The organism is Marinobacter sp. V032 (genome assembly GCF_052645435.1).
The window spans coordinates 191,154-215,803 of sequence record NZ_JBQXYE010000001.1; the positions used below are offsets into that span (position 1 = coordinate 191,154).

The following is a 24,650-nucleotide window of genomic DNA, read 5'->3' on the forward strand; positions in this document are numbered from 1 at the left end:
CTCGTTGTGATGAAACTCGGGTTGCTGACTGTCAGCACGACAACCTGTGTTTCCGCAGGTTGCCGGCTTTCAGTTGAAAGGTCAAAGCCCTCAGTTCGAGGTGACCGGCTCGCCCTGCGAACCATCACCTGCACGCTTTTGCAGCAGGTACGCCACCACCGCGATACCGATACCGGCCAGATCGGTGATCAACCCGCCTTCGATCATCATCAACGCCGCCGCCATCATCAGGATGCGGGTGTACCAGGGCGCCAGACGCCCGATAAACCAGCGCTGCACGGCACCGGACAGCAGATAGACACCAAACGTGGCCGTAATCAGCGCCCGGGCGATCTCCATCACGCTTGCATCCATCAACAACGCACTGTTGTAGAAGAACATGAAGGGCACGATGAAGGCCGCCAAGCCGATACGGAAGGAAGCAACCGACGTTTCCATCGGATTGGCACCGGAGATGCCCGCCGCCGCGTAGGATGCCAGCGCCACAGGTGGTGTAATCGCCGACACCACAGCAAAGTAGAATACAAAGAAATGCGCCGTCAGCGGATCAATCCCCAGTTGCACCAGACCCGGCGCCACCACCGAGGCCGCCACGGCATAAGCCGCCGTTGTCGGCATCCCCATACCGAGCAGGATGGAAATCAGCATGGCGAAGATAAGTGCCAGCAACTGGCTGGTTTCCGCCACACCCAACAGCAGTGAGGAGAAACGCGCACCAACACCTGTCAGGGAAATCACACCCACGATTACACCGGCGCAGGCACACACCGCAATAATCTGGATCGACATGATGCCGGCCAACTCCAGCGCTCTCAAAATGGCGCGAACACCCATCTTGTTGGGCGAGATCCAGCTGACGACAGCAGCCGATACCGTGGCCAGAGTGCCGGCCCTGATCACCGAATACCCCATGAACAACGCGACCACAAGAATGATAATCGGCGCGAAAAGATAGACCTGTTTCACCAGTTTCCTGAACTTCGGTAGCTCCTCCGAACGCATGCCGCGCATCCCGGTGCGGGCCGCCTCAAAGTCCACCATGAAATAGACCGAAGCAAAGTACAGGATGGCCGGAATAATCGCGGCAATGGCGATCTCGGTATAGGGAATACCGGTAATCTCCGCCATGATAAAGGCGCCTGCGCCCATGATCGGCGGCATGATCTGCCCACCAGTAGAAGCTGCGGCTTCAACCGCACCGGCTGAACGCTTGTCGTAGCCGACCTTCTTCATCAGCGGAATGGTCAGGGAACCCGTCGACACTACGTTGCCGGCACTGGTGCCGTTGATCATGCCCATCAGGCCCGATGCAAAGATCGATACCTTGGCCGGACCACCACGGGAACGCCCTGCCACAGCAAAAGCGAAATTGACGAAATAGTCCCCCACCTTTGATGCCTGCAAAAAGGCCGCGAAGATAATGAACAGAATGATGTAGGTAGACGATACCGCAGTCGTCGGACCCAGTACGCCCGCGTCGGTATAGACCTGACTGAAAAAGCGCTGGATTGTCAGCCCCGGATAGCCCAGAAAGCCCGGCAGATAGGGGCCTGCAAACACGTAGCCGAGAAAAATCAGCGCGATAATAACCAGAGCCAGGCCTGCCACGCGCCGGGTCAGCTCCATAATGAGCGCGATGCCGGCAATGGCAGCGAAGGAAATACCGATAGGGGCAAAAGAAGTGCCGGTACTCATTCTCACCGGCGTGTTATAGATCACCAGAAAATAAGCTGCGGCGGCAATCGAGCACACCACCAGCACAAGATCCGGCAAGCTGAAAAAGGAACGGGGGCGCACATGAAACCAGCTGACAATAATTCCGAAGGTGGTCGCCGCCAGCAGGGGCCAGCCGAAATGCCAGGTTTCGATATCCGGCGGAATACGCATCGTGCCGTCCAGCACCATCTGATACATCAGTCCGGTCTGGACCAGCGCATAGACCGCCGGCACCATCAGGATCAGGGCTGCGACAGTGGTCCAGCGTTGCATGGCCGGCACCCGGTCACCCTCACTGAAACGGCTACCGGCAAAAAGGATAAAACCCAGAATCAGCGCACCACAGACGTGAACAATCCGGAATGACCAGGTTTCCAGCGGCGCAATATTCAGGGTGTAGAGGTGGAACGTAGAGTAAGCAATCGCCAGCACGGTAAAGGCGTGCAAGGTCCAGCGATGAAACAGTCGGCGGTTGGCTTCTACCGGCTCCTCATCGACGCCTTCAGCGAGAATATGATCGTCGTCCGGCTTGGTTGTTTCGTATTCGGGTAGGGTCATGGTGCACCTGATGCAGCAAGAATGAGCGCCGGCCCGCAGGCCGGCCAATATACAAAATCGTTCAATCAGGGCCGGCAGCAGCCAGCCCCGCAGTGATTACTTGATCATGCTGTCTTCGATTTTGTAACCATTCTCGTTGAACCATTTTGCCGCACCCGGGTGCCATGGCAGCACATTGTTCTTGGTGTAATTTTCGGGAATGGAGCTGCGGGAAGCCTTGTGGATCGACATCATCTTGTCGTTGTTTTCCATCGTCAGCTTGGTGATCTCATAAACGAAGCTTTCCGACACATCACAGTTCACCATGGCAAAGTTCCACATCGAGACCACGCGTGAATCTTCCTTCAGTGAACTGTAGGTGCTCTTGGGAATGACAAATTCGGCGACCGGATAGCTATCCACAATCTTCTTCGCCTCGTCGTCATTGAGCGCAATGATGTTGACCTTGGTCTGCACTTCCAGCTGGCTGACGGCCGGAATCGGAATACCTGCGGCAAACGCCACCACGTCAATCAGACCATCCTGCAACTGACCACCCAGATCCGACCAGCTGCCGTTGCGACGGTCGAATTTGACCCCCAGGGTCTCCATCATTTTCGGAAAGTAGGTGTCAGAGGTTGACCCGGCAGGGCCGAAACCGATGCGTGCACCATCCGGAATATCGGAAATGGACTTGATGCCGGAGCTGGCCAGCGCTGTTACCGAGAAAGGCGTCTGGTACATGGGGAACATCGCGCAAACGTTGTCCATCTTCATGCCAGGCGCCAGCGGGCTGTTGCCATCCATGGATTCACGGGCAGGCCCCATGGTGGTAAGACCAAATTTAAGATCGCCGGTATGCACCAGCGCCATGTTCTGCATCGGGCCGCCGGTAATTTCAGCGCCGCCCGAAACACCCAGGTTTTCAGCAACAAAGTTGGCCCAGCCGGAACCATACGCGAAGTAGGTGCCGCCCTGACTCGCGGTACCGACCGTGAAATTGGTCGGCCAGTCAGAGCGATCGGTTTCTGCAAGTGTGGCTGTCGAGAAGAGGGCGGACGCCGCCAGCGTCGCCAAAGCGAAGGCACGAGAGGTCTTCATTATTTCAGGCTCCAATGTATCGTTATATTTGTTGGGATCTTTTCCAGGTCGAACCCAGCCAACTGGATTCGTAATGGGATACAGAGCAAAGGATAGGCCAGAAGCCGGAGATTGGCTCAGGGAGGGGCTTGATCCGCTATTGAGGATAACGGTCAATCAGAAAATGGGTGGAGACCCACCCATCACATCACGCGAAATGGGTGAAATACCCCCGAAGCCGATGATCGCTATTCGGCGGACAGGCCTTCATCGTCGATCCGATGATCACTCGACACCGTCGGCAGCGTCACCACAAACAGTGCGCCACCCGAAGGCGAATCGGCCAGCACGACCTGGCCGCTCATCATCTGGACCAGACCACGGGTAATCGTCAGGCCCAGGCCCGTTCCCCCCTTCTGTCTGGCGTCTGACGAATCCACCTGAGTGAATTTTTCGAAGATTGTCTCGCGAAAGGCTTGAGGTACGCCCGGCCCTTCATCCTTTACCGAGATTTCAACCATCCCGTTCCGCTGAACGGCGCTTACCGTGACCTGCCCTGACGGTGGAGAGAACTTGATGGCATTCGAAAGCAGGTTCGCCATGACCTGCAAGAAACGGCGCTCATCCACGTTAACCTCAAGCGTCTCCTCACAAGCCGCCAGCACGAGACTGACGCCGGCGTTCTGACCATAGTGCTGATTCTGCCTGAGCGCAGTTTCCAGAAGCGGCTTAAGAGCATGGAAGGTCATATCGACGTGGATTTTGCCGGAAATCAGCTTATCCATGTCCAGCAGGTCGTTAATCAGTGCAGTCAGCCGATCGCCGTTCTGGCTGGCAATTTCAATCATCGGTCGGGCCTTTTCGGGCAGTTCACCCAAAGCACCGGATGCCACCAGTTTCAGCGCCCCCGCGATTGACGTTAACGGCGTGCGCAACTCGTGACTGACAACCGACACAAACTCGCTTTTCATCCGCTCGACACGCTCGCGCTCGGAGATATCCTGAATCACGAGCCAGGCCAAGGTGCGTTCACGGGTTTCGGCCATCAACGCGCCGGTGATCAGCGCGAGAAACTGCGAGCCGTCCTGCCGCCGGCATTGCCGGTCAACCGGGCCGAACCTTCCGCTTGCTTCCAATTGCGCCTGCAATTCCACGTGCAGTGGCTCGACGACAATATCGTCGATACTCAGGGCCAGAATATGCTCAGCCGCGTATCCGCTCTGACGCAGGAACGCATCGTTGCAGCGAATAAAACGGCCCTCGGAAAAATCGTAGAGCCCGATACCACTGGGCGAGAGCTCATACAGAGAACGCAATCGCCCCTGGGCAACCCGCTCCCGCAACATCGACCAGGACAGCAGCAACACCGGCACGACAATCAACAGGCCGACTGCAACCAGTAGCATCCGGAGCGCGACCGCATTGGCAGCCCGAGACGGCCAGCCTCCTTTTGGTGTGGCTGCCAGTATCCACTGCCCCTCGGGCACGTTTACCCTCATCTCGACCGGGTCGCGGTCAAACACATCCGCGTCACCAAAGAGAATCGGCCCGGGCTCGCCGTTATCCTCAACTTTGCCTAACGCCAGCGTCAGGTGATCAACCCGTGTTAAGCCGGCTTTATCAAACAGGGTGTCAATATCGATAACAACGGAAATGAGCCCCCAGAGCCGGTAAGGCTCGCCGGGGCGGGCGGATAGTTTGACCGGAACACGACCAATAAAGGCCGCCCCGCCCTGAACCAGATTAACCGGGCCGGCCAGTACCAGCTTGCCGGATTCAGCCGCGCGTTTGACCTCCGGCCATTGCTCGGCATTCTCGCGAAAATTCAGACCCAGCGCGGCACGATTTTTCTCCAGCGGGTGAATCAGCCGAATCACCATATCCGGTGCGGCTCCAATATTCCGGAGCTCATCGCGATCGTCCAGAATAACGCTGGCCAGCGCCGCAAAGCGCTCCTGATTCATGTCCGGTTCGGTCGCGATGGCGGCCACCAGCCCCCGGACGGTTTGCATGTTCTCGCTGACCGTACCCTCGAGCTCTGTGCGAACCGTCGCCAGACCCTGCGTGACGTCCTGACGGGTATCATCGAGATAGGATTCATAGTTGGCGCGATCAATGACGTAACCTGCCAGCACCGTCACAAGCACAACGGCGCACCGAATGATCCAGTGCCCGGCAATGCCGGGTGAAAATGTACGTCTGCCGGTCATCCACATGCTGCTTTTGTGAGGCATTCTTTACCTGGCGCTATGAGAATCACGACGTCACACCCTGCCCGGTTCATGCGAGGCGATGGCTATTGGGACTTGCTTGCCCGAAAGATCGCGAGTGCTTCGCCTTTATCATTCAGCAGCACCAGCTCGTCATCGTCCATTTCAATACTGACGGTGAGCTTCATCGCTGTCAGGAAAGGTAACTCCACAGTGCCCTCTGCGCAGGCCTTGCGCGTTGACGCCATCGACAGGAAGCGAAACTGCCCCTCAACCGTCCCGTAACGGCCCATGAAACTGTTGCAGCCTGAAAACCCGGTGACCTGGCCGTCATCCATAAAAATGACATACGGCGCCTGCAGATACTTGTCACTGTCTACAGACTGGCCACCAACATGCTGAAGTTTCCAGTCCGTATTGGTAAAGGTGACTTCAGTACTTTCAGGTGTCCCCTCTTCCGTTACGGTCACGCAGGCCGTCAGTGCAAACAGGCTGGCCATCATCAACAAACAACGCAAAATCGTAGCGGATGAGCTGGGGGTCGCAAGCATGGTAAACCTCGGAATCGGCCTGAAATAAGGATGACTTAAAGGTAGGACTATACCCTTGCCTTTTGCAACGATCACGCCCTATGAAGCGGGCGCCTCTTTTGAGACGACGATACGTTGCCGGGAACACATGCAGATGATTCAAGTCATGGGTCGTCGACCAATGTCCAAGGAATAAGTGAAAACCGGGGCGGACGACGAGGCGGTTTTTTGACTATAATAGCGATCGACGTTCACGCCTGAGCGCAGCGTATCAATATGCGATCGGGTCGTTGACGCGAACTATCTCCCCCAAAGCCTGTCTCGGTGAGAGCACTGTACTGGCTCCACGTTTTACAGGCTGGCGTACCTGATCGCGGGTAGCGCCTTCGAAAAAGAGCAACGACGCTCCATCAGTATTGTGAGCCGCCGGCATGTAGCCATAAGATACATATACATTTGGCTACGAGGTTCGCGAAAACGAATAGACTGTGAATAAATATGGTATCCATGGGGGTGGGCTATTCCTGGTTATTCCTCGCGCGAATTTAATAGCCTGCAATTAATCCGTCCTGAACAACATACGGCGACCTGAAGATAAAATGACAGCATCCAAATCTAAAATCATCTATACGCTCACGGACGAAGCGCCTGCGCTGGCCACCCGCTCTCTTCTTCCTATTCTGGAAACTTTCGCGAAGCCTGCGGGCATCGAATTTGAAACCAGCGATATTTCACTGGCCGCCCGTATCCTGGCGACCTTCCCCGATTACCTGACTGAGGATCAGCAGGTTCCGGATTCATTGGCTGAGCTGGGTGAACTGACCCTCAAGCCAGAAACCAACATCATCAAACTGCCCAACATCAGTGCCTCGATCCCGCAGCTGCGCGCCGCGATCAAGGAACTGCAGGAGCAGGGTTACGAGGTTCCCGAATACAAGGAAAGCCCCGAGACCGACGAAGAGAAAGACGCCAAAAACCGCTACGCCAAGGTACTCGGCAGCGCGGTCAACCCGGTGCTCCGGGAAGGCAACTCGGATCGTCGTGCGCCCTCTGCGGTCAAAGCGTTTGCCCGCAAGTATCCGCACTCAATGGGCGAGTGGAGTCCTGCTTCACGCACGCACGTCGCGCACATGAAAGGGGGTGACTTCTACTCCAGCGAGCAATCCCTGACGCTCGACAAAGACACCACCGCCCGCATCGTCTTTGAAAACAAAAAAGGCGAGCAGACCGTTCTGAAAAGCGAACTGCCACTGCTGGAAGGCGAAGTACTGGATGGCATGTTCATGAGCTGCAAGGCCATGCGCAAGTTCTTCAGTGACGCTATTGAAGACTGCCAGAACACAGGTGTGATGTTCTCGCTGCACGTCAAAGCGACCATGATGAAAATCTCGCACCCGATTGTCTTCGGTCATGCGGTCACGATTTTCTACGATGATCTGTTCGAGAAATACGGCGACCTGTTCAAGGAAATCGGCGTTAACCCGAACAACGGCCTGTCCAGCGTGCTGGAGAAAATCAAGTCGCTGCCCGAGTCCAAGCAGGAAGAAATCCAGGAAGTCCTGCACGCCTGTTACGAACACCGCCCTGAAATTGCGATGGTGGATTCGGTTAAAGGCATTACCAACCTGCACGTACCCAGTGACGTCATCGTCGATGCCTCAATGCCGGCCATGATCCGTAACTCCGGTAAAATGTGGGCGCGCGATGGCAAACTGAAAGACACCAAGGCCGTCATGCCGGAAAGCACCTACGCCACCATCTATCAGGAAGCGATTAACTTCTGTAAGACTCATGGCGCTTTCGACCCGACAACAATGGGCACCGTTCCCAACGTCGGTCTGATGGCACAGAAAGCCGAAGAGTACGGTTCTCACGACAAAACCTACGAAATCAAGGAAGACGGCGTTGTCCGTATCCTGGATGGCGACGGCAACACCCTGACCGAGCACAAGGTCGAGAAAGGCGATATCTGGCGCGCCTGCCAGACCAAAGACCTGCCGATCCGCGACTGGGTCAAGCTGGCTGTTAACCGCGCCCGCGCCACCGGCATGCCTGCGGTGTTCTGGCTGGACGACGAGCGCGCACACGATGCGCAGCTGATCAGCAAGGTCGAAACCTACCTCAAAGATCACGATACCGACGGACTTGATATCCGGATCATGTCGCCGGTTCGGGCGATCCGCTGGACCATGGAACGCCTGATCCGCGGCCTGGATACCATCTCGGTCACCGGTAACGTCCTGCGTGATTACCTGACAGACCTGTTCCCGATTCTGGAACTGGGCACCAGCGCCAAGATGCTGTCTATCGTGCCACTGCTCAATGGCGGCGGCCTGTATGAGACGGGCGCCGGCGGCTCTGCACCCAAGCACGTTCAGCAACTGCTGCAGGAAAACCACCTGCGCTGGGATTCGCTGGGCGAGTTCCTGGCAATCGCCGTGTCGCTTGAGGAACTGGGCGACAAAGAGAGCAACCTGCGGGCACGCCTGCTGGGCCAGACGCTGGATAAGGCGACCGAGCGGCTGCTGGAAAACAACCAGTCACCGTCGCGCAACACCGGCGAACTGGATAACCGCGGCAGCCACTTCCATCTGGCCCGCTACTGGGCAGAAGAGCTGGCAAATCAGGACGAAGATCCCGATCTGAAAGCCTTTGCAGCCAAACTCTCGAAGGAACTGGAAGACAACGCTGACACCATTTTGGAAGAGATGAGCGTTATCCAGGGCAGTCCTGCCGATATCGGCGGCTATTACCATCCGCCTTCAGACAAGGTCTGCGCCATCATGCAGCCCAGCAAGACCCTGAACGGCATTCTCGAGAAAGCACGGGAAGCAGCCGCCTCAACCTGAACACTCAGGTGAGATAAAACCGCCCGGCCGGGGAAACCCTGCCGGGCTTTTTTGTGCCCCTGCTTTCTGCAGGATATTTGTCGCCATCCCGCGCAAACTCCGCTTTTCTCAATTACAGTTAGTAGTTCCAGGGAACCTCTAAACAGAGACAGGACTGCAAAATGACGAACGGACAGGAGCCCGACTTGAGAGAGCAAACGACCAAAGCAGGCGTCAGCCCGGAAGAAGCGCTGCAACGCCTGCAGGACACCGTGATTGAAAAATTCCCCCAGCGAATCGACGACCTGCTTGAAGCCTTTCGTATGCTGGGATTCGCTCTGCAGAATGACACATCCGATGTCAGCGTTGAGCAACTGTCTCGCGCCATCGACGAATTGAAAGACCAACTTCACAACCTCATCGGCACCGCCGGTACCTTTGGCTATCTGGCCGTCGGCAATATCGCAGACGAGATGAATAAAACGCTGAACACCTGGTTATGGGGCTCCCAGGGGGTCGATTCAGCTCCCTGGAGTAAAATGATATATCTCGCCCAGCAAATGGCGGATATTCGAAACCAGCCACCAGAGCACTCGATTGCGATCCCGCAGCGGCCTCAAATCCCCTCCACTTCCCAGTTAATTCATGTGGTGGACGATGACGCCGATCAGGCACAACTGCTGGCGAGATGGCTGTCAGATGCGGGTTACACCACAGAGATATTCACCTCTGTCAGTGTTTTTTATGACCTTTATCAAAGCCTCAAAAAGCCCGATCTCATACTGATGGATATGCGCTTTGACGGTGAACAGTATGCGGGAGCAAATTATCTGCGCCGACTCCAGCGCAACCACGAGGATTTTCCCGCAGTCGTCTTCATTTCTGTAATGGATAGCCTTGAAGCTCGGCTTACCGCACTGCGCGCAGGCGCCTCGCGCTACCTGACAAAGCCTATCGCCCGGGACAAGTTCCTGGACCTGGTCGAAACCTTCAGCCACCCCGAGAGCCAAACCCCCTATCGTATCCTGCTGGTAGATGATGATGAGCAGGTGCTGGCTGCAATGGCCGCAACCCTGCGTATCAAACGGTTCGATGTGAAAGAAGTCAGCCAGCCGCTTACCACCCTCGACCACATCAAAGCGTTCAAACCTGATGTTCTGGTACTGGATGTCTACATGCCGGATGTATCGGGCCCGGAACTTGCCACGATTGTGCGGGAGACAGAGTCCACGAATTCTCTGCCCATCCTGTTTCTCTCCGGTGAGCTCAGTCAATGGCGTCAGATTCAGGCTTCGGGCCTGAGCGCGGAGTTCATCCTGACCAAGCCGGTAATCGCTGACCAGCTTGAGGCCACGCTGCAGGCACTCGCCCAGCGCGCCAGGCAGAACGCAGCGCTATTCAGCAAGGAGGCAGAATAGGCCATTCTCAAAAATTACCCGAAAATAAGTAACCTTCAGTTATTTACACTCGAGCCATAACACACTACTTTAAGTGACCCCTGTTTACTTAAAGGAAATACCGCTATGTCATATGTTGTGATTACCGGTGCCAGCGCAGGTATCGGCGAGGTATTTGCCCGGGCATTGGCTGCGGAGCGGCAGAACCTGATTCTGGTCGCACGCCGGGAAGACCGCTTGCAGACATTGGCAAACGAGCTGAAGAACCAGCACGGTGTCGAGGTCGAAGTGATCGCATCGGATCTGGCCGATCCCGAAGGACCGACCTTGCTGGTGGAAGCCATCAAAAAGGCAGGCTGGGCTATTAACGGCCTGATTAACAATGCCGGTTTTGGCGACCGGGGCCACTTCAGCGAACTCGCGCTGGAGCGCCAGCTGGCGATGATTCAGGTCAATATTACGTCTCTGGTCGCGCTGACCTGGCGCCTGCTGCCTGCGCTCAAGTCGCAACCTGACAGCTTTATTATCAATGTCGCCTCAACTGCCGCCTTTCAGGCAGGCCCCAACATGGCCATTTATTACGCCACCAAAGCATTCGTGCTGTCGTTTTCGGAAGCGCTCCACGAGGAGCTTCGGGAAAGCGGCGTTCGCGTCAGCACCCTGTGCCCTGGCGCGACGGATTCCGAATTCGCCACCGAGGCCCACATGACCGATACGCTGCTGTTCCGGTCCGGCACCATGTCGGCGGAAGCGGTGGTGAGAAAAGCGCTGGCCGGGCGCCACAAAGCGATCGTTATTCCCGGCCTTAAAAATCTGTTGATGGTCTGGTCTGGTAAACTCTCACCCCGATTGATTACCCGGCGATTGGCCGGCTGGTTGCAAGCATGAGGACAGGGGTCGAGTGAAAACCATTCTATGCGGCGGTAAACAGCGCGCGCGCAGTGAGGCCGACAAGGCACTGCGTGAGCAACAGATTCTGGATGCGGCCGAAGCGCTGTTCACCAGTCGCAGGTTTAACGACCTCAAACTGGCCGATGTCGCCGCGGAAACCGGGCTCACCAAGGCCGCACTCTATCGCTATTTCCGCAGCAAGGAAGTGCTGTTTCTTGCGGTATACCGGCGTGCTTTTGAATCGTTGGCAACCGATATCGAGGCGCTGTCAGCAGAGGATTTTCCTGACCGGTTTATTCAGGCGTTGCTGTCACATACAACCTACTGTGGCCTCACCGCCATTCTGCATACCGTGCTGGAAACCGGCCTGAGCACGGCCGAAGCGCGTGAGTTCAAACTGTTTCTGCTGGATCAGACCCGGCGGCTTGGCGCTCCGATCCAAAGCGTTACCGGACAGGACGAAGCCGCCTGCTTCGAGTATCTGATTCTGTGCCAGCAGGCGCTGATTGGCTGCTGGCACCTCAGCCATCCATCAGAGGCGGTGCGCGATGCGATTCAGGATGAACCCCTGTCGGTATTTCAGCTGAACTTCGCGGATACACTCAGCCGGCATTTGAGACTACTCACCGACGCCTTTATAGCCGCCCGCTAGCCTCTCAACTGCCGGTTAAAAGCTGCGAATCACCGACATCGAGTCGGTTGCAGTTGCCGGTGCGACATCCCCCGCCACATCACGCCGCTGATCACCGCACGCCCACTGATCTTCAACCAGCTGCGCAAATACTTCCAACTCGGCCAGGGCCTTACGCCGGTCTTTTCGCATCACCAGAAACAGTGGCACCCGCGCACCGCTTTCCGGAAACACCGTGACGTCGCCCCGGGCCGCCGCCATCTCTGCAAGGTGTTCTTCGACCAGCCCCAGACCTAATCCCGCTTTAACCATGGCAATCGTAGAATACTCTTCATCAGACGATGCCACGCTGTTCATGGCACCGTAATGCACGCCCATGGTTTTGCGCATGAGTTCAATGTAGGGGCATTCCGGCGACGGCGTAATCCAGGGCAGGTAAGCCAGTTCACGGGGCGCCTCAGGAAGTGTCGGAAGACTCATTCTGGCAGGCGCAATGGTCACCACATTGATGTACCCCAGTTCGGTACGCACCAGATCTTCGTGATCACGACCGCCGTAGACAAAGCCTGCATCCAGCTGGCCGGCCAATACGTCGATCTGGTTGTCTGCCGAGTTACTGGATTTAACCACCAGCGAGACATCCGGCAGCTCTTCTCCTGACGCTTCAAGTACCGACTCGATTCGTAACAACTCGGGCAACGCGTTCAGCCCCAGCAGCAGGCGGGTTTTAGCCTGCCCGGCAATCGCCCGGGCGGTGGTTTCCAGCTCCGCAAGATTACCCAGCACACGATAGGCCATCGGCAGCAACTTGCAGCCGGCGTCCGTCAGCAGCATGCCTTTGCTGGTGCGCTCGAAAAGCTGGAGTGACAGGGTGTCTTCCAGCTGCTTCAACTGGGCACTCACGGCTGCCGGTGTGGAGAACCGACGTTCCGCCGCACGGGTCAGGTTTTTCTCTTCGGCAATCAGCACGAAGGACCGCAACTTTTCGATCTGGATATTCATAGCGTCCGGCCCTCCCTGGGCATCGGCGATGACCATCAATCCAAAAGCATACTACGGGTTTTGCCAATCCGACAGGCACAGTCTGCTGGCGGCTCAAACAGCACAGTTTTGTGTTCAGAAATGGTGAACGGTCCGTGAAAAATTACTAGATTCATTCCGCCGGCGGGGCTTCCTACTATCAACTCTCAGCCGCACAAACCAGCGTGGCTGCATGACTGACAGGAGGACAGCGTCATGAACACAACACACTCACCACTCTTGCTGAAACGCCCGCTTCGGGAACACCCGTCACTGGTTTCACGTCTGGGGCTTGCAGGGTTTGGCTTCGGGATGCTGCGGATCTGGCAACGCCGCTGGAGCAACCGGCAAGCGCTACGTCATGACTTCCACGGTGCCAGCCCGCAATGGCTCGCCCGGATAGAGCGGGACATCGGGCTGGAACCCGGCACACTGAAAGATGAAATGCAGAAACCTTTCTGGTCAGAATAATGAACGGTAAACGGCAGGGATGACAGCACACCGCCATCCCTGCCCTGACGCTCAGCCCCGACACACCGGACGCTGACGCGCGATACGCTCACCACAGCTTGCACACTCGTTCTTCGCCTTCCGCTTCAAGCCTATACGCAACCTGACGAACGTGACCTTCGCATGCTGCCAGCACTGCTTCAGCATGATCACTCTGGCCTGCCGGGTCCGGTCATCAGGCGTGCCCTGATTGAGGTATAGCGCCTCCAAACGAAGTTCAGGTGTTTGACGACGTCGCGCATTCAACACAGTACGTGGATTCATTTCGGCACCTCCGAATCACTGGGTGGGTACCGATATGGAAACCCAGCGCCCGGCCTGAATCCATCGAAAGCTTTTTGACGTTGGCGTTAAAAAATCCTGAATGCTGCACGCCATCTCTACCTTCGAGTTGCCGGGCTACTGCTGAACGATCACTTTAAAGCCACCGAAAATCAGGCGCTTGCCATCAAACGGCATGTTGTTCATATCCATATCCATCCGCGGGTCCTCCATCGACTTTTTCATCCCCGCATCCCGCTCTTCCCGCGATGGCCAGGTAATCCAGGAAAACACGACGGTTTCCTCTTCCTTGCACTGCACCGCCATCGGGAATGACGTGACCTTGCCTTCCGGTATGTCATCACCCCAGGCTTCTACCACTTCCAGCGCGCCATGCGACTTGAAAATATCGGCAGCCTGATTGGCCAGCTTGATGTAAGCCTCTTTGTTGGCATTCGGTACCGCTGCGACAAATCCATCGATATAAGACATCACGTTCTCCTTTCATTGTGGGTGTTTCGAAAGGTAGTCGAACCGGTGAAGCTCAAATCGACAGGGGCTCAACTTTTTTTATACAGAGAGGCTGGCTGTCTCTTGGGTGGATGTCCGTAAAACCGGGGCGGGCATGAGTGACTTAATTTATGGGATTGACACCACAGTCACTTGTTATGCGATTTACGGCCCCTCAAAAATTAGCTCCAGCTCATTAAGTTTGTGTCGTGCTTTTGCCGCCAAACCCAAAATTTTTGAAAGGTAGTCGTTTAGCAGCTGATCGTTCAGCAACGATTGAAGAAATCCAAGTTCATCGATGATCCATTCAAGCTGAGCGTAGCTATAGGCCCACCGATCAGAATGGTTGTTTGGCGCATGCTTGGTGAATTGCAGGTTATAAGCGCTGCCTACACCCAGAATCCTTTCCATCACTCTCTCAGGGACATAGACCGAATCTTCCTCAGAGTCGGGATACACATCTTTGTCTGAGTCGGCTTTCATTAACGCGACCAAAAACTCTGGGTCATCTGCCACGTCTTCTGCCCTGAGTAGATATTTCATGCTCTACCACGCATAACGAGAAGCTTAGCGGCCACCTTGTAATGGAGGCGAAGCCGCAATGAAAAGGGCGTCGGCGGCCATCGGCCGCGTACTACAGCGACTGGTTAGCTCCTGTCGCGATCGTAGCGTTCACATTTGCGATTAACTCATCAGCAATGCTTTTTACCTCAGGAAGAACCTCTCGGCTACCATCGAGGATATCTTGAGTCAGTTTCTTTGTTTTCTTACCTAAGAATTCTGAGACAGCTTCAATAGATTCCTCTAAAGCCGGAAGCGTGGCATTCTCAATTATTTTTAGATTTTTCAGGGCTAAGGAGTGGGTGATTTCATCAGAGCCAAAAGTTACCGAACTCCCGTTCACAAAAAGGCCGACGATGTCCTTTGATCTTAAAACATAGGCAGACAACGGAGAGTAGGCTGACAGCGTATTGATGGCATCAGCGTAGCGAACAGAGACGCTTGGGTCCCAGAGCAAACCGTCTGGCAGCCCCTGAATTATGTCGTCAAGATATTCTCGCGGAACATTCAGGTCGGTTCCAAGCCGTCGAAGTAGATAGATGGCTCCTTTAAACCGATGCCGAATTTCTAACAATTCGGCTAGAGCACGACTGAATGCCTTTCTTTTTTCGTTCCGTCTGTCAAAAAAGCCATTAGCTTGCCCTACCAAAAAACCTGCAATCCCGCTAATCAGCAGTAAGAGAACTTTTCCGACTTCGATCAAATCCAAATGTCCTTCCCCTTGGCTAACGAGGCTGTAGAAAAACCCATTTTGAGCCATTCTCACCCGCCATTTCAGTTGTTCTTTTGTTCATCCGTCATCGACGGATGCATGGGTTTATTCGGCGGCAGTGGCCACTTACTTCGGGTGGTCGCCGCCATGTCACCTATAGCGCATTCAGCGGCACCGTTTCGTGGATCTACAAGACCCACACCTCATGCGGCCATTTGTCCGTAATTCGCCAGCTTTTCAATATTATGCACCATGCAGTAGAGCTGCCACTGACCCTGTACTTTCTTTTTGCCTCTGAGGCTGAAGCGGTTCAGCTTTTTGTTGGTGCCGATATTGCCGAACACCGGTTCCACGACTGACATGCGATGGCTATAGATGGCTTTGCCTTGCGGGCTGTCGACGCGGTGCTTCATCCAGTCGGTGTAGTTGGGCTGGCGCTTGTTCTCGATGGTGAACGAGACCTGCCTTCCCGAGCCTTTTCGGTGGTCGGCAGAAGCCGGATTCTGCATGCACTGATGTTTCTTGGGGCAATGTCGGCACTGGAGAAGACGGCCTTCGAAGTGCACTCGGGTCTTGCCGTTCTCCGCTTCGCGTTGGCCTTGGTAACTGATGGTTTCGCCCGCCGGGCAGACACAGGTCATGGTCATCGGATCGAACTGGAACTCACTGGCGGGGATGACCTTTTTCCAGCTTGATGACGCTTTGTTCTGATGCCGCTTGCCGTATTTGTCTTTCTGTTGCGCGAACTTGGGATCGCGGCTGCGAAAGCGGTTGTCCGGGATGTAGCCGTTGATCTCTTGTTCGTACAGGTACTGCATGTTGGCTTCGTTGGCGAAGCCGGTGTCGGCGGTGACATTGGTGCCCGTTTGATAGATGTCGTCAGCGATGCCTAGCTTTTTATAGCGGTGCTGAACCGTCTCCAACACTGGCTTTAAGGTGTGGTGTTCCTGCCCTTCGCCGAAGGCCTGAGCATCGATGACGATCTGGTGTTTCTTGTCCACAGTGGCCACACCGTTATAGCCCTGAAGGGTGCCTTTGCTGGTGGTCATCTTGCCGCTTTCGTTATCGGTGATGTTGCTCTTCACTTCCTTGCGTCGTTTCCCCTGGCCCATCCTTGGGCTACTCGTCTTTAGGAAGCGGTCCACCTTTTTGAGGGACTCATCCAGGGAGAGTGTGGTTTTGGCTCGCCGGATATCCCGGTCCAGTTCGGCTTCGGTTTCTGCCTCATCCCGCTGGTGGTGTTCTTTGAGGTGGTGCTGAATCAGATGTCGTAACTTGGTGCGCTTCTCGCCCAGTTCCTTGAAGGTGCCGGACCACTCTTTGGCGGCGTTGGAGGACATTTTGCAGCCGTCGATGGCGAATAGTTCGTTGCCTAGCAAACCCTGTTCGTGGCACACCAGCAGCACCTGCTCGAACAGTGCTTCGATCTCGTCGGCATGGCGGCTCACGAACGCAGCCAGGGTGGTGAAGTGCGGCACCGTATCGCAGGACAGGGCTTTGAAGATGATATTGGTCTCGCAACACCACTGGATCTCGCGACTGGAGGTGATGCCTTTGGAATAGGCGAACAGGATGATCTTCAGCAGGATGGCGGGATCGTAGGCAACGCGACCCGTGGCGTCGTTGTTGTACTTCGGGTCGAAAATGGTCAGGTCCAGCTTGTGTTCGATCAGATAATGCACCGCGTGTTCAAAGGTGCCGGGCTGGAGCTGTTCCTGGTAGTTGATCACGACCATGGCGTCCTGGTCGTAGTTGTAGTGCTTGAAACGAGGCATGCCGACGGCTCCTTGTCTGTTTGCCCAATGCTACCAAAACCAGTCTGATTTGGGGTTTTTCTACAGCCTCAACGCCGCGCTCTGCGGCAAATTTGGAGCGCAGCGGAAAAATTGTCCGACAGCAGCGCTTTGTTATATGCAGGTCTATCGTTCAGCACGTTCTCTCCAAAGAGAATTTAGCCTATCCTTGTTTTTTAGGTATATTTTCGAAGGAATGACAGGGGTTCCCTCGATAATCGAATTGTAATCGCACATATATATAAGTATGTCATCTTTTATATTTCCGACCTGAATAATACTGTTGAGCCTCTCCTCTATGGAGTCGACTGCATTGGATGAAGAGGTCAACTTTATTGACTTAGAAAAAAGACTGCCCGTGATTAACCACATTAATACGAGGCACAATATCTGGCCAACAGTTTTACTAAAATCAGAAGAATCAAAAAAAGTTATTAAAAAGAGGGAAAAAACCGATATTGCTAACACGCAAGAAAAAATGAGCCATGTTTTCTTGGCATACTCTCTAAGAAGAAATTTCGACCAAAATGCACTCTCTTCTATAATCTCGGCTAATTTTTGATTCCCATATTCCGACTCTGATTTGAAATACTCTTCATCTTCCCATTGTTCTGCACTATCACTGCTTGCCTTAAAACACAATATTAAGTCACTGTAGGACTTGGCACTTAACTGTATACCTAAGCCATTTCTGATGACAATTGCCCGCCGTGCACGCTCCGCAGTGCTATGAGAGGTTTTCGATTCCTCGGAAATATAAAACCAAGCGAGAGCTAGTAAGATGCTCACAATCGATAGGGAATGAATAATATTAATTTCTTGAATCACTAGGCATAAAATCGATACAATAACGATGATAACCTGAACCCTACCTGCCCAGATTTGAAGCTTTTCAGCTCTTTGAAATTCAGACCTTTGTAGTCCTAGTAATTTAATATCATCCATAAGCAGGGAACTTGTCTCCAAATATTTGGCGCCATATAGCTATTGCACCTTCGTGGTCATTGTCATGACCATAAGTCTTAGCCCAGGCAGACCTAGCTTTGTCTCGTGCGGTTTCTAGCCGCTTTTTGGCTTCAGATCTTGTCAAATAGGTTAAATAGTCATCGGCAAATGCGCCTTCATACCAAAGGGGGCTATCTACTAAATTAGCCGCCTCTTCAAAAAATTTAAAAATGTCCCATGAAATATCATTCATCGAAGAATCAAATATCCTTAAGGCCATTGCCTCAATATGATAAGACTGCAAATAAGAACTGTGCGTCCGATTCCAATGCTTGATCATGGTAATGGATTTTCTGAAATTCGAGCCGCACGTTCCTGCCCTCGATGTCATGTTAGCTGTATGATTCTTTGGTTTGCTTGTAATCCATTGCTCTGTGTTCATATCAGGTATGGAATATGAAGTAACAATCCCGTCATCATTAACAACTCGACTACACGGTACTATGTCAACGTTAGGCCAAGTCTTGTAATAGAGAGTTACCGCCTGCCCATTCTTTCTGACATTAGTTCTATATTCAGATAGCGTATCTCTTACTTCTTGCAACACCTCAGAAGGTTTTTTGCCTTTTATATGCTTCGTATAATGGAGCGCTACCATTACATCCAAATCAGCATGATCTTTTAAAGCTGTATACCGAGGGATGGAGCCAGACGAAAAAGACTCTATAACATGAAGTTTCTTCTTTAGCGTGCTTACAATATCATCTCTACGGCGATTAGCTGTATCTCTGTGATCGCCAGATAGATTTATATTTTGATAAAAAGTGTCAAATGAGACTGCAACAGTGTACGGCACTCTTTATTCCTTCCTTGAGCATATAACAGCAGTTAGACCGAATTCCGCGATATTGCAGAAGAGTGCGTTCTCGATAACTCCACTTTTTTCTCGCATCCCTCAATCACAGATGATTTATTTTTCAACATCTTAGTTCAGCCATTCACAGGCCTCCACGTAATCGCGTGACTTCCACAATTTGCTTATTCAATAATACTGTATAAAAACACTGCGTTGCCCGGTTTGGTTACGCCGCACCATGTTTCAACTATCAAACACTCTAAGCCAGATCAGCCGCCGTTTGTTGCCGGTTTGACTTCAACTGCCAGCGACGCACACCGATCACCACTGATCCGGTGAGGTACATCATGATGGAATAGACTGCGGCGGGGACGGCCATTGCGGGGTCATGCAGAAATGTCGTTGCGACCATCATGGCCAGGGTGGAGTTCTGGATGCCGATTTCGATGGTAATGGAGGTGGATTGGGCTGAATTCAGACGAAATGCCCGGGCCATAAGCAGGCCAACGGTCATCATGACGACGTTGAGTGCCAGGGCGGCAACGCCACTGTCCGATACCTGTGTGATCACCGATTCGCCCTGCTCGATCAGTATTACGATGATCAGGAATACCAGAAACAGTGCCCCGAAAAGATTGATCTTGGGTTCCAGCCAGAGCGCCATGCGTTCGGATTTTGCCTTGATCACCATTCCGATCAGCACCGGCAGCAGAGTAATCGCAAACAGCGCGGCCATCATCTTGCCCACCGGCACATCAAACACGACACCTTCGCCCGCAAAGGTCGTCAGCGCGAGACCGGCTATGAGGGGTATCGTGATCGTGGTCAGCAAACTGCTGATCGCTGTGAGGCTGATAGATAGGGCCAGATCGGCTCTCGCCAGATAAGCCACAAGGTTGGAGGTGATGCCACCGGGACACGCTGCAATCAGGACCAGCCCCACCGCCAACGCGGGCGTCGGCATCAGCCAGGCTGCGAGCGCAAAACCAGCCAGCGGCAATACGATCATCTGCCCGACGGTGCCCAGTATTGCAGCCTTGGGAAAACGCGCCACACGGGTAAAGTCAGCGATTCTTAAGGACAGGCCCATCCCGAACATGATGATAAACAGGCACACGGGAAGAACGATCTGGGAAAACACACTGCTGGTCATCTACAACTCCGCGTATACCGGCAGTGATTCCGTCCCGCGCCAGCCTCGCCTATTGGGTCAAAGCCCGCAGGGTCCGTGCGGGTTATTGTTATTGTTTCGAGACAACTGCACCAGTTCCGACAGTTGAGACGTTATCCTAAAACGTCAATGCTGGTCGGGCAATGGCTGATTGTCAGGGTCCAGCAACTCAATCCAGTGCTGCACCGGCACTTCGGCGCGCGTCGCCAGATGGAGCTGGCAGCCGATGTTTGCGGTGACGATACGTTCCGGGTGATCGACAGTAAGTGCCTTCAGTTTGTTGGTCAGCAAACGCTGACTAAGCTCAGGCTGCAGGATGGAATAGGTGCCAGCCGAGCCGCAGCACAGGTGTTTGTCACGGGTGTCGGCCAGTTTTATGCCGGCCCTGGTCAGTACCTGATCCACCACGCCACTTTGCTTCATGGCATGCTGCAACGTGCAGGGACAATGGAAGGCAACTTTCTCGGGCCTGTGGTCAAGCTTCAGGCGGGACAGGTCTTCACCCAGCAGGAATGCACCCAGATCCATCGTCAGAGCGGATACTTTATGCGCCTTGTCGGCGTAGGCTGGATCGTCTTTCAGCAGGTGGCCATAGTCCTGCACCTGCGCACCGCAGCCTGACGCGGTCATGACAATGGCTTCGGCACCCGCCTCAATAGAGGGCCACCAGGCGTCGATGTTTCGGCGCATGTAATCCAGACCTTCTTCGTGGGCTGACAGGTGGTAACTAACAGCGCCGCAGCAGCCGGCCTTCGGCGCTTCCACCAGCGATACACCGAGCTGATCCAGCACCCGCGCAGTTGCGGCATTGGTATCCGGTGTGGCGGCTGACTGGACACAACCCGCCATTCCCAGCACAACACGCTCATGTTTGCGGTCCGGCCACGGGCCCGCCGACCGGTGGGGCGGCACTTTGGTTTTCAGCGCCGGTGGCAATACCGGTCGGAACAACTGCCCCATGCGGAGCAGGGGTCGGAACAGCAGGGTATTGGGTACGACTTTGCGCAGCAGCCAGCGCAGTAGCTGGGCCTGCTTCGGGCGTTCGAGTTTCTGCTCAATCAGCCCTCGGCTGATATCCAGCAAACGACCGTACTCGACCCCGGACGGACAGGTAGTTTCACAGCTGCGGCAGGATACGCAGCGATCCAGATGAGTTTGGGTTTTGTCGGTGACCTCGCCCCCTTCTAGAAACTCTTTCATCAGGTAAATGCGGCCCCGGGGGCCGTCACGCTCGTCATTCAGTTCCTGATAGGTGGGGCAGGTCGCGGTGCAAAAACCACAGTGCACGCAACTACGAAGGATGGCTTCCGCCTCCTGCCCTTCAGCGGTATTGGCAAACTGTTCAACCAGATTGGTCTGCATAGGGGTCCTGTTACATCCAGCTGTATAAGCGTCCGGGATTAAAAAGCGCATCCGGGTCAAAAGCGTGTTTGAGCCGCTGCTGCAACTGCCTGAGTACGGCGGGCTGGTGATGCATCACATCGCCGTGCCGATCGCCGCCCCGAAACTGGCTCACCTGTCCACCGGCACGAGTTGCCAACCTTTCCATATCGGACATGGACTCGTCGCCCCGGTACCAGCGCTGCGCCCCGGCCCAGTCGATCAGCCAGGGTTCGCTCAGGTCAGGATTCGGTTCGGTTGGCCCAACGGAGAATCGCCATAGCGGTGCATCACCGGCAAAAAAATCCAGCTGGTGATCCCGCAGTTGCTGCCAGAAGCAGGCGCTGGAGTCAGCATCAAGCACCTGCGCCCCTTGCTGCTGCCACTGATGAGCCGTTGCATCAACAGCGGAGGCCGCGCCGGAAAGCCGCAAATAGAGCGAGCCATCAAGCCAGCAGGCACCGGATAGCGGTTTCGGCTGAGCCGCACGCTGGTTCATAAACGGAATGGCGTCGGCCAGCGGCATCGCCTGCGCCAGGGTTGTAGTGGCCGCCGGGCGCGGCAGTACTTTGAGACTGACTTCGGTGATGGCCCCCAGCGTGCCCATCGCGCCCGCTTGCAGGCGGGAGGCGTCATAGCCGGCCACGTTTTTCATCACCTGACCGCCAAAACGGAGATGCTCGGCCTTGCCGTTGATCAGCTTGATCCCCAACACCTGATCCCGCACCGAGCTGGTCCAGGGCCGACCCGGACCTGACTGGTTGCACGCCAGCGTGCCGCCGATTGTGGCGCCTGCGGCATACCGGGGCGGCTCGAATGACAGCATCTGGTTATGCTCTGCCAGCACCGCATCAATCTCGTCGAGTGGTGTGCCGGCACGCACGGTCAGTACCAGTTCGACGGGCTGGTAATTCACCACACCCGTGTGGTCTTTCAAGTCCAGTACCGCCGCGTGGCGGGTATCCGTCTCACGCCCCATAAAGGCCTTGCTGCCCGCACCGGTGATATTCAGTTTCTGGCCGTCGGCTATCGCAGCGTTGACCTGCTCAATCAGACGCGCTGTCTGGTCAGACATATCAGGCCTCCACCTTGGCGGGTTTGCGTTCAAGCGCCCGGTATTCCTGACACTGGCGTAGTGTTGGCACGCCCTTGCCCGGATTCAGCCGGCCATTGGCATCAAATGCCGCCTTGATCGCGTTGAACTGGGCCAGTTCAAGATCTCCAAACTGGGTCGTCATGTAGCGGATTTTTTCGATGCCTACGCCGTGCTCGCCGGTAATGCAGCCGCCGACCTCAACGCAAAGCGTCAGGATCGCCCCACCAAAGGCTTCGGTGCGCTCAAACTCGCCGGGCACGTTGGCGTCAAACAGAATCAGCGGGTGAAGGTTGCCATCGCCGGCGTGAAATACGTTGGCGACCCGCAGCTGATATTCCTTCGACATTTTCTCCATTTCCAGCAGCACGTGCGCCAGCTGGCCCCGGGGAATGGTGCCATCCATGCAGTAATAATCCGGCGACAGGCGACCGACCGCAGGAAAAGCCGATTTCCGGCCTTTCCAGAGCAGTGCCCGTTCGTTTTCATTCTTGGACGTGCGTATCGAGGTCGCTCCAAAAGACCGGAACAGGCTCTCCGCCGCCTCGATGTGCTCCTGCACCTCTTCTGCCGTGCCATCCACTTCGCACAGCAACAGCGCGGCGGCCTCTTTTGGGTAGCCCGCATGAGCAAAATCTTCGGCTGCAATGATCGCGTAACTGTCCATCATTTCGAGACCGCCAGGAATAATGCCCTGGGCGATAATGCCGCCGACCGCATCGCCGGCATTCTGGATATCGTCGAACCCGGCCATCACCACCTGGGCTTTTTCCGGCTTGGGCAGCAACTTCACTTTGACTTCGGTGATAACCCCCAGCAAACCTTCCGAACCGGTGATCAGGGCCAGCAGATCCATGCCACAGCTATCCAGCCCGTCGCTGCCAATCACCACCCGCTCGCCTTCAATCGTGATCATCTCGACACTGAGGATATTGTGAACGGTGAGGCCGTACTTGAGGCAGTGCACGCCGCCGGAATTATTGCCGACATTGCCGCCAATCGTGCAGGCGATCTGGGAGGACGGATCCGGCCCGTAATAGAGACCGTACTGGGCGGCTTCCTCGCTGATCGCAAGGTTGCGCACGCCGGGCTGCAGCCGGGCCGTTCTCGCCAGCGGATCGATATGGACAATGCGATTGAAACGCGCCAACGACAGCACAATGCCGTCTGCATGAGGCATTGCGCCAGCACTCAGCCCGGTGCCCGCACCCCGTGCCACTACCGCAATCCCTTCCCTGTGGCACAACCGCATGACTTCCTGCACCTGGGCCACGGTTTCCGGCAACACCACCAGTAGCGGCATTTCGCAGAACATCGACATGCCGTCGCACTCGTAGGGCTTCATGGTTTCTTCGTCAGCGATCACAAAATCAGGATCGATAAACGTTCGAAACCGGCGAGCGAGAGCATCCCGTTTGTGGCTGTGAGACTGCATCATCAATAGGCTCCGGCCGAAATGATTCGGAGAGTGATGGAGAGTGATAAAGGCGCCCGGAGAGACCTAGCCCCGCGCCGCCATAAAGTGATCGATTCCCGCCTGGGCACAATCCATATCCTGCTGGGGCGTGCCGGAACTGAGGCCAATACCGCCCACTACTTCGCCATCAACCGTCACCGGCAAGCCGCCGCCAACCGTCGACAGCCGACCGCCCACTTCGGTGTGAATGCCAAACGCAAGATTGCCCGGCACGCAGACTTTATTGTAGTCGTGCGTGGCCTTGCGTGCCGCAGCGGCTGTGTAGGCCTTGTCCTGAGCGACAATCACGCTGGATGTCTTGCCGCCATCCATACGTTCAAACGCCACCAGGTTGCCGGATTCATCGGTAATCGCAATGCACATGGGCACGCCGATTTCCTGTGATTTGCGGGCAGCGCCCTCTATCAGCAGGCGGGCATCCGCCAGATCCAATCGTTTCATCGTGAGCATGGTTGTCCACCCTATTCGTTGAGTATCCAATTGTTATAACGGTGAAAGCCGCATCATGACCATGCGACTTTCATCGGTAACGCTATCAACC

At 55.1% G+C, this 24,650-nt stretch carries 22 protein-coding genes; 5 read left to right on the forward strand and 17 right to left on the reverse strand.

Going from position 1 to position 24,650, the window contains the following annotated elements; all coding sequences use genetic code 11:
• Positions 1 to 90: 90 nt before the first annotated feature.
• The 4 genes from ACUN9X_RS00890 to ACUN9X_RS00905 form a co-directional block, all read right to left on the reverse strand.
• The gene (locus ACUN9X_RS00890; protein WP_445471909.1) at positions 91 to 2,274 is read right to left on the reverse strand and encodes a TRAP transporter permease; all 2,184 of its coding nucleotides are present in this window, start codon (positions 2,272 to 2,274) and stop codon (positions 91 to 93) included.
• Between the two features lie 96 nt (positions 2,275 to 2,370).
• Positions 2,371 to 3,354 carry a TAXI family TRAP transporter solute-binding subunit gene (locus ACUN9X_RS00895; RefSeq protein WP_260036872.1) on the reverse strand — a complete coding sequence of 328 codons (984 nt, stop codon included), beginning with the start codon at positions 3,352 to 3,354 and terminating at the stop codon, positions 2,371 to 2,373.
• Between the two features lie 227 nt (positions 3,355 to 3,581).
• Positions 3,582 to 5,543: an ATP-binding protein gene (locus ACUN9X_RS00900; protein WP_445471910.1), complete on the reverse strand. Its 1,962-nt coding sequence runs from the start codon at positions 5,541 to 5,543 to the stop codon at positions 3,582 to 3,584.
• A gap of 86 nt (positions 5,544 to 5,629) precedes the next feature.
• Positions 5,630 to 6,094 (reverse strand): META domain-containing protein, encoded by a 465-nt coding sequence (locus ACUN9X_RS00905; protein WP_260036874.1) that lies wholly within the window; start codon positions 6,092 to 6,094, stop codon positions 5,630 to 5,632.
• Positions 6,095 to 6,672: 578 nt separating this feature from the next.
• Here ACUN9X_RS00905 and ACUN9X_RS00910 point away from each other — a divergent pair.
• The 4 genes from ACUN9X_RS00910 to ACUN9X_RS00925 all read left to right on the forward strand — a co-directional run bounded on the left by ACUN9X_RS00910 (position 6,673) and on the right by ACUN9X_RS00925 (position 11,841).
• On the forward strand, positions 6,673 to 8,922 hold the full coding sequence (locus ACUN9X_RS00910) for an NADP-dependent isocitrate dehydrogenase (RefSeq protein WP_260036875.1): 2,250 nt from the start codon (positions 6,673 to 6,675) through the stop codon (positions 8,920 to 8,922).
• Positions 8,923 to 9,083: 161 nt separating this feature from the next.
• Positions 9,084 to 10,319 (forward strand): response regulator, encoded by a 1,236-nt coding sequence (locus ACUN9X_RS00915; RefSeq protein WP_445471911.1) that lies wholly within the window; start codon positions 9,084 to 9,086, stop codon positions 10,317 to 10,319.
• 105 nt (positions 10,320 to 10,424) lie between these two features.
• Positions 10,425 to 11,186: an SDR family NAD(P)-dependent oxidoreductase gene (locus ACUN9X_RS00920; RefSeq protein ID WP_445471912.1), complete on the forward strand. Its 762-nt coding sequence runs from the start codon at positions 10,425 to 10,427 to the stop codon at positions 11,184 to 11,186.
• Positions 11,187 to 11,199: 13 nt separating this feature from the next.
• Positions 11,200 to 11,841, forward strand: a complete 642-nt coding sequence (locus ACUN9X_RS00925; protein ID WP_445471913.1) for a TetR family transcriptional regulator — start codon at positions 11,200 to 11,202, stop codon at positions 11,839 to 11,841.
• 15 nt (positions 11,842 to 11,856) lie between these two features.
• Here the strand turns inward: ACUN9X_RS00925 and ACUN9X_RS00930 are convergent, their stop codons facing one another.
• The gene (locus ACUN9X_RS00930) at positions 11,857 to 12,822 is read right to left on the reverse strand and encodes a LysR family transcriptional regulator (protein ID WP_445471914.1); all 966 of its coding nucleotides are present in this window, start codon (positions 12,820 to 12,822) and stop codon (positions 11,857 to 11,859) included.
• Between the two features lie 234 nt (positions 12,823 to 13,056).
• On the opposite strand from ACUN9X_RS00930, the gene ACUN9X_RS00935 reads away from it, so the two are divergent.
• Positions 13,057 to 13,311 (forward strand): hypothetical protein, encoded by a 255-nt coding sequence (locus tag ACUN9X_RS00935; protein WP_445471915.1) that lies wholly within the window; start codon positions 13,057 to 13,059, stop codon positions 13,309 to 13,311.
• A 51-nt stretch (positions 13,312 to 13,362) separates the two neighbouring features.
• Here the strand turns inward: ACUN9X_RS00935 and ACUN9X_RS00940 are convergent, their stop codons facing one another.
• From ACUN9X_RS00940 to ACUN9X_RS00995, 12 genes are all read right to left on the reverse strand, one after another.
• Positions 13,363 to 13,614: a hypothetical protein gene (locus ACUN9X_RS00940; RefSeq protein ID WP_260036881.1), complete on the reverse strand. Its 252-nt coding sequence runs from the start codon at positions 13,612 to 13,614 to the stop codon at positions 13,363 to 13,365.
• Positions 13,615 to 13,749: 135 nt separating this feature from the next.
• Positions 13,750 to 14,103, reverse strand: a complete 354-nt coding sequence (locus ACUN9X_RS00945) for a DUF1428 domain-containing protein (protein WP_260036882.1) — start codon at positions 14,101 to 14,103, stop codon at positions 13,750 to 13,752.
• 183 nt (positions 14,104 to 14,286) lie between these two features.
• Entirely contained in the window at positions 14,287 to 14,664 is a 378-nt protein-coding gene (locus ACUN9X_RS00950; RefSeq protein WP_445471916.1) for a hypothetical protein, read from the reverse strand.
• Between the two features lie 91 nt (positions 14,665 to 14,755).
• Positions 14,756 to 15,442 carry a hypothetical protein gene (locus tag ACUN9X_RS00955; protein ID WP_445471917.1) on the reverse strand — a complete coding sequence of 229 codons (687 nt, stop codon included), beginning with the start codon at positions 15,440 to 15,442 and terminating at the stop codon, positions 14,756 to 14,758.
• A gap of 155 nt (positions 15,443 to 15,597) precedes the next feature.
• Positions 15,598 to 17,169 carry a transposase gene (locus tag ACUN9X_RS00960; RefSeq protein WP_445471918.1) on the reverse strand — a complete coding sequence of 524 codons (1,572 nt, stop codon included), beginning with the start codon at positions 17,167 to 17,169 and terminating at the stop codon, positions 15,598 to 15,600.
• 144 nt (positions 17,170 to 17,313) lie between these two features.
• Positions 17,314 to 18,132, reverse strand: a complete 819-nt coding sequence (locus ACUN9X_RS00965; RefSeq protein WP_445471919.1) for a hypothetical protein — start codon at positions 18,130 to 18,132, stop codon at positions 17,314 to 17,316.
• Positions 18,125 to 18,988 (reverse strand): SMODS domain-containing nucleotidyltransferase, encoded by an 864-nt coding sequence (locus ACUN9X_RS00970; RefSeq protein WP_445471920.1) that lies wholly within the window; start codon positions 18,986 to 18,988, stop codon positions 18,125 to 18,127. The genes ACUN9X_RS00965 and ACUN9X_RS00970 overlap by 8 nt, the downstream gene beginning before the upstream one ends.
• A gap of 259 nt (positions 18,989 to 19,247) precedes the next feature.
• Positions 19,248 to 20,141, reverse strand: a complete 894-nt coding sequence (locus tag ACUN9X_RS00975; RefSeq protein ID WP_445471921.1) for a bile acid:sodium symporter family protein — start codon at positions 20,139 to 20,141, stop codon at positions 19,248 to 19,250.
• 144 nt (positions 20,142 to 20,285) lie between these two features.
• Positions 20,286 to 21,521 carry a glycolate oxidase subunit GlcF gene (gene glcF, locus ACUN9X_RS00980; protein WP_260036892.1) on the reverse strand — a complete coding sequence of 412 codons (1,236 nt, stop codon included), beginning with the start codon at positions 21,519 to 21,521 and terminating at the stop codon, positions 20,286 to 20,288.
• A gap of 10 nt (positions 21,522 to 21,531) precedes the next feature.
• Complete coding sequence (gene glcE / locus ACUN9X_RS00985; RefSeq protein ID WP_445471922.1) at positions 21,532 to 22,614, reverse strand: glycolate oxidase subunit GlcE; 1,083 nt, start codon at positions 22,612 to 22,614, stop codon at positions 21,532 to 21,534.
• Position 22,615: 1 nt separating this feature from the next.
• Positions 22,616 to 24,067: an FAD-linked oxidase C-terminal domain-containing protein gene (locus ACUN9X_RS00990; protein WP_445473160.1), complete on the reverse strand. Its 1,452-nt coding sequence runs from the start codon at positions 24,065 to 24,067 to the stop codon at positions 22,616 to 22,618.
• A 66-nt stretch (positions 24,068 to 24,133) separates the two neighbouring features.
• Positions 24,134 to 24,559, reverse strand: coding sequence for a GlcG/HbpS family heme-binding protein (locus tag ACUN9X_RS00995; protein WP_260036897.1), 426 nt, complete (start codon positions 24,557 to 24,559; stop codon positions 24,134 to 24,136).
• Between the last annotated feature and the right edge of the window lie 91 nt (positions 24,560 to 24,650).

Coding starts and splice junctions, on each gene's coding strand:
- ACUN9X_RS00920 (WP_445471912.1), top strand. CDS start 10,425: ATGTCATATGTTGTGATTACCGGTGCCAGCGCAGGTATCGGCGAGGTA.
- ACUN9X_RS00930 (WP_445471914.1), bottom strand. CDS start 12,822: ATGAATATCCAGATCGAAAAGTTGCGGTCCTTCGTGCTGATTGCCGAA.
- ACUN9X_RS00895 (WP_260036872.1), bottom strand. CDS start 3,354: ATGAAGACCTCTCGTGCCTTCGCTTTGGCGACGCTGGCGGCGTCCGCC.
- ACUN9X_RS00910 (WP_260036875.1), top strand. CDS start 6,673: ATGACAGCATCCAAATCTAAAATCATCTATACGCTCACGGACGAAGCG.
- ACUN9X_RS00965 (WP_445471919.1), bottom strand. CDS start 18,132: ATGGATGATATTAAATTACTAGGACTACAAAGGTCTGAATTTCAAAGA.
- ACUN9X_RS00940 (WP_260036881.1), bottom strand. CDS start 13,614: ATGAATCCACGTACTGTGTTGAATGCGCGACGTCGTCAAACACCTGAA.
- glcE (WP_445471922.1), bottom strand. CDS start 22,614: ATGTCTGACCAGACAGCGCGTCTGATTGAGCAGGTCAACGCTGCGATA.
- glcF (WP_260036892.1), bottom strand. CDS start 21,521: ATGCAGACCAATCTGGTTGAACAGTTTGCCAATACCGCTGAAGGGCAG.
- ACUN9X_RS00915 (WP_445471911.1), top strand. CDS start 9,084: ATGACGAACGGACAGGAGCCCGACTTGAGAGAGCAAACGACCAAAGCA.
- ACUN9X_RS00995 (WP_260036897.1), bottom strand. CDS start 24,559: ATGCTCACGATGAAACGATTGGATCTGGCGGATGCCCGCCTGCTGATA.
- ACUN9X_RS00990 (WP_445473160.1), bottom strand. CDS start 24,067: ATGCAGTCTCACAGCCACAAACGGGATGCTCTCGCTCGCCGGTTTCGA.
- ACUN9X_RS00950 (WP_445471916.1), bottom strand. CDS start 14,664: ATGAAATATCTACTCAGGGCAGAAGACGTGGCAGATGACCCAGAGTTT.
- ACUN9X_RS00900 (WP_445471910.1), bottom strand. CDS start 5,543: ATGACCGGCAGACGTACATTTTCACCCGGCATTGCCGGGCACTGGATC.
- ACUN9X_RS00960 (WP_445471918.1), bottom strand. CDS start 17,169: ATGCCTCGTTTCAAGCACTACAACTACGACCAGGACGCCATGGTCGTG.
- ACUN9X_RS00945 (WP_260036882.1), bottom strand. CDS start 14,103: ATGTCTTATATCGATGGATTTGTCGCAGCGGTACCGAATGCCAACAAA.
- ACUN9X_RS00905 (WP_260036874.1), bottom strand. CDS start 6,094: ATGCTTGCGACCCCCAGCTCATCCGCTACGATTTTGCGTTGTTTGTTG.
- ACUN9X_RS00955 (WP_445471917.1), bottom strand. CDS start 15,442: ATGGCTCAAAATGGGTTTTTCTACAGCCTCGTTAGCCAAGGGGAAGGA.
- ACUN9X_RS00975 (WP_445471921.1), bottom strand. CDS start 20,141: ATGACCAGCAGTGTGTTTTCCCAGATCGTTCTTCCCGTGTGCCTGTTT.
- ACUN9X_RS00935 (WP_445471915.1), top strand. CDS start 13,057: ATGAACACAACACACTCACCACTCTTGCTGAAACGCCCGCTTCGGGAA.
- ACUN9X_RS00890 (WP_445471909.1), bottom strand. CDS start 2,274: ATGACCCTACCCGAATACGAAACAACCAAGCCGGACGACGATCATATT.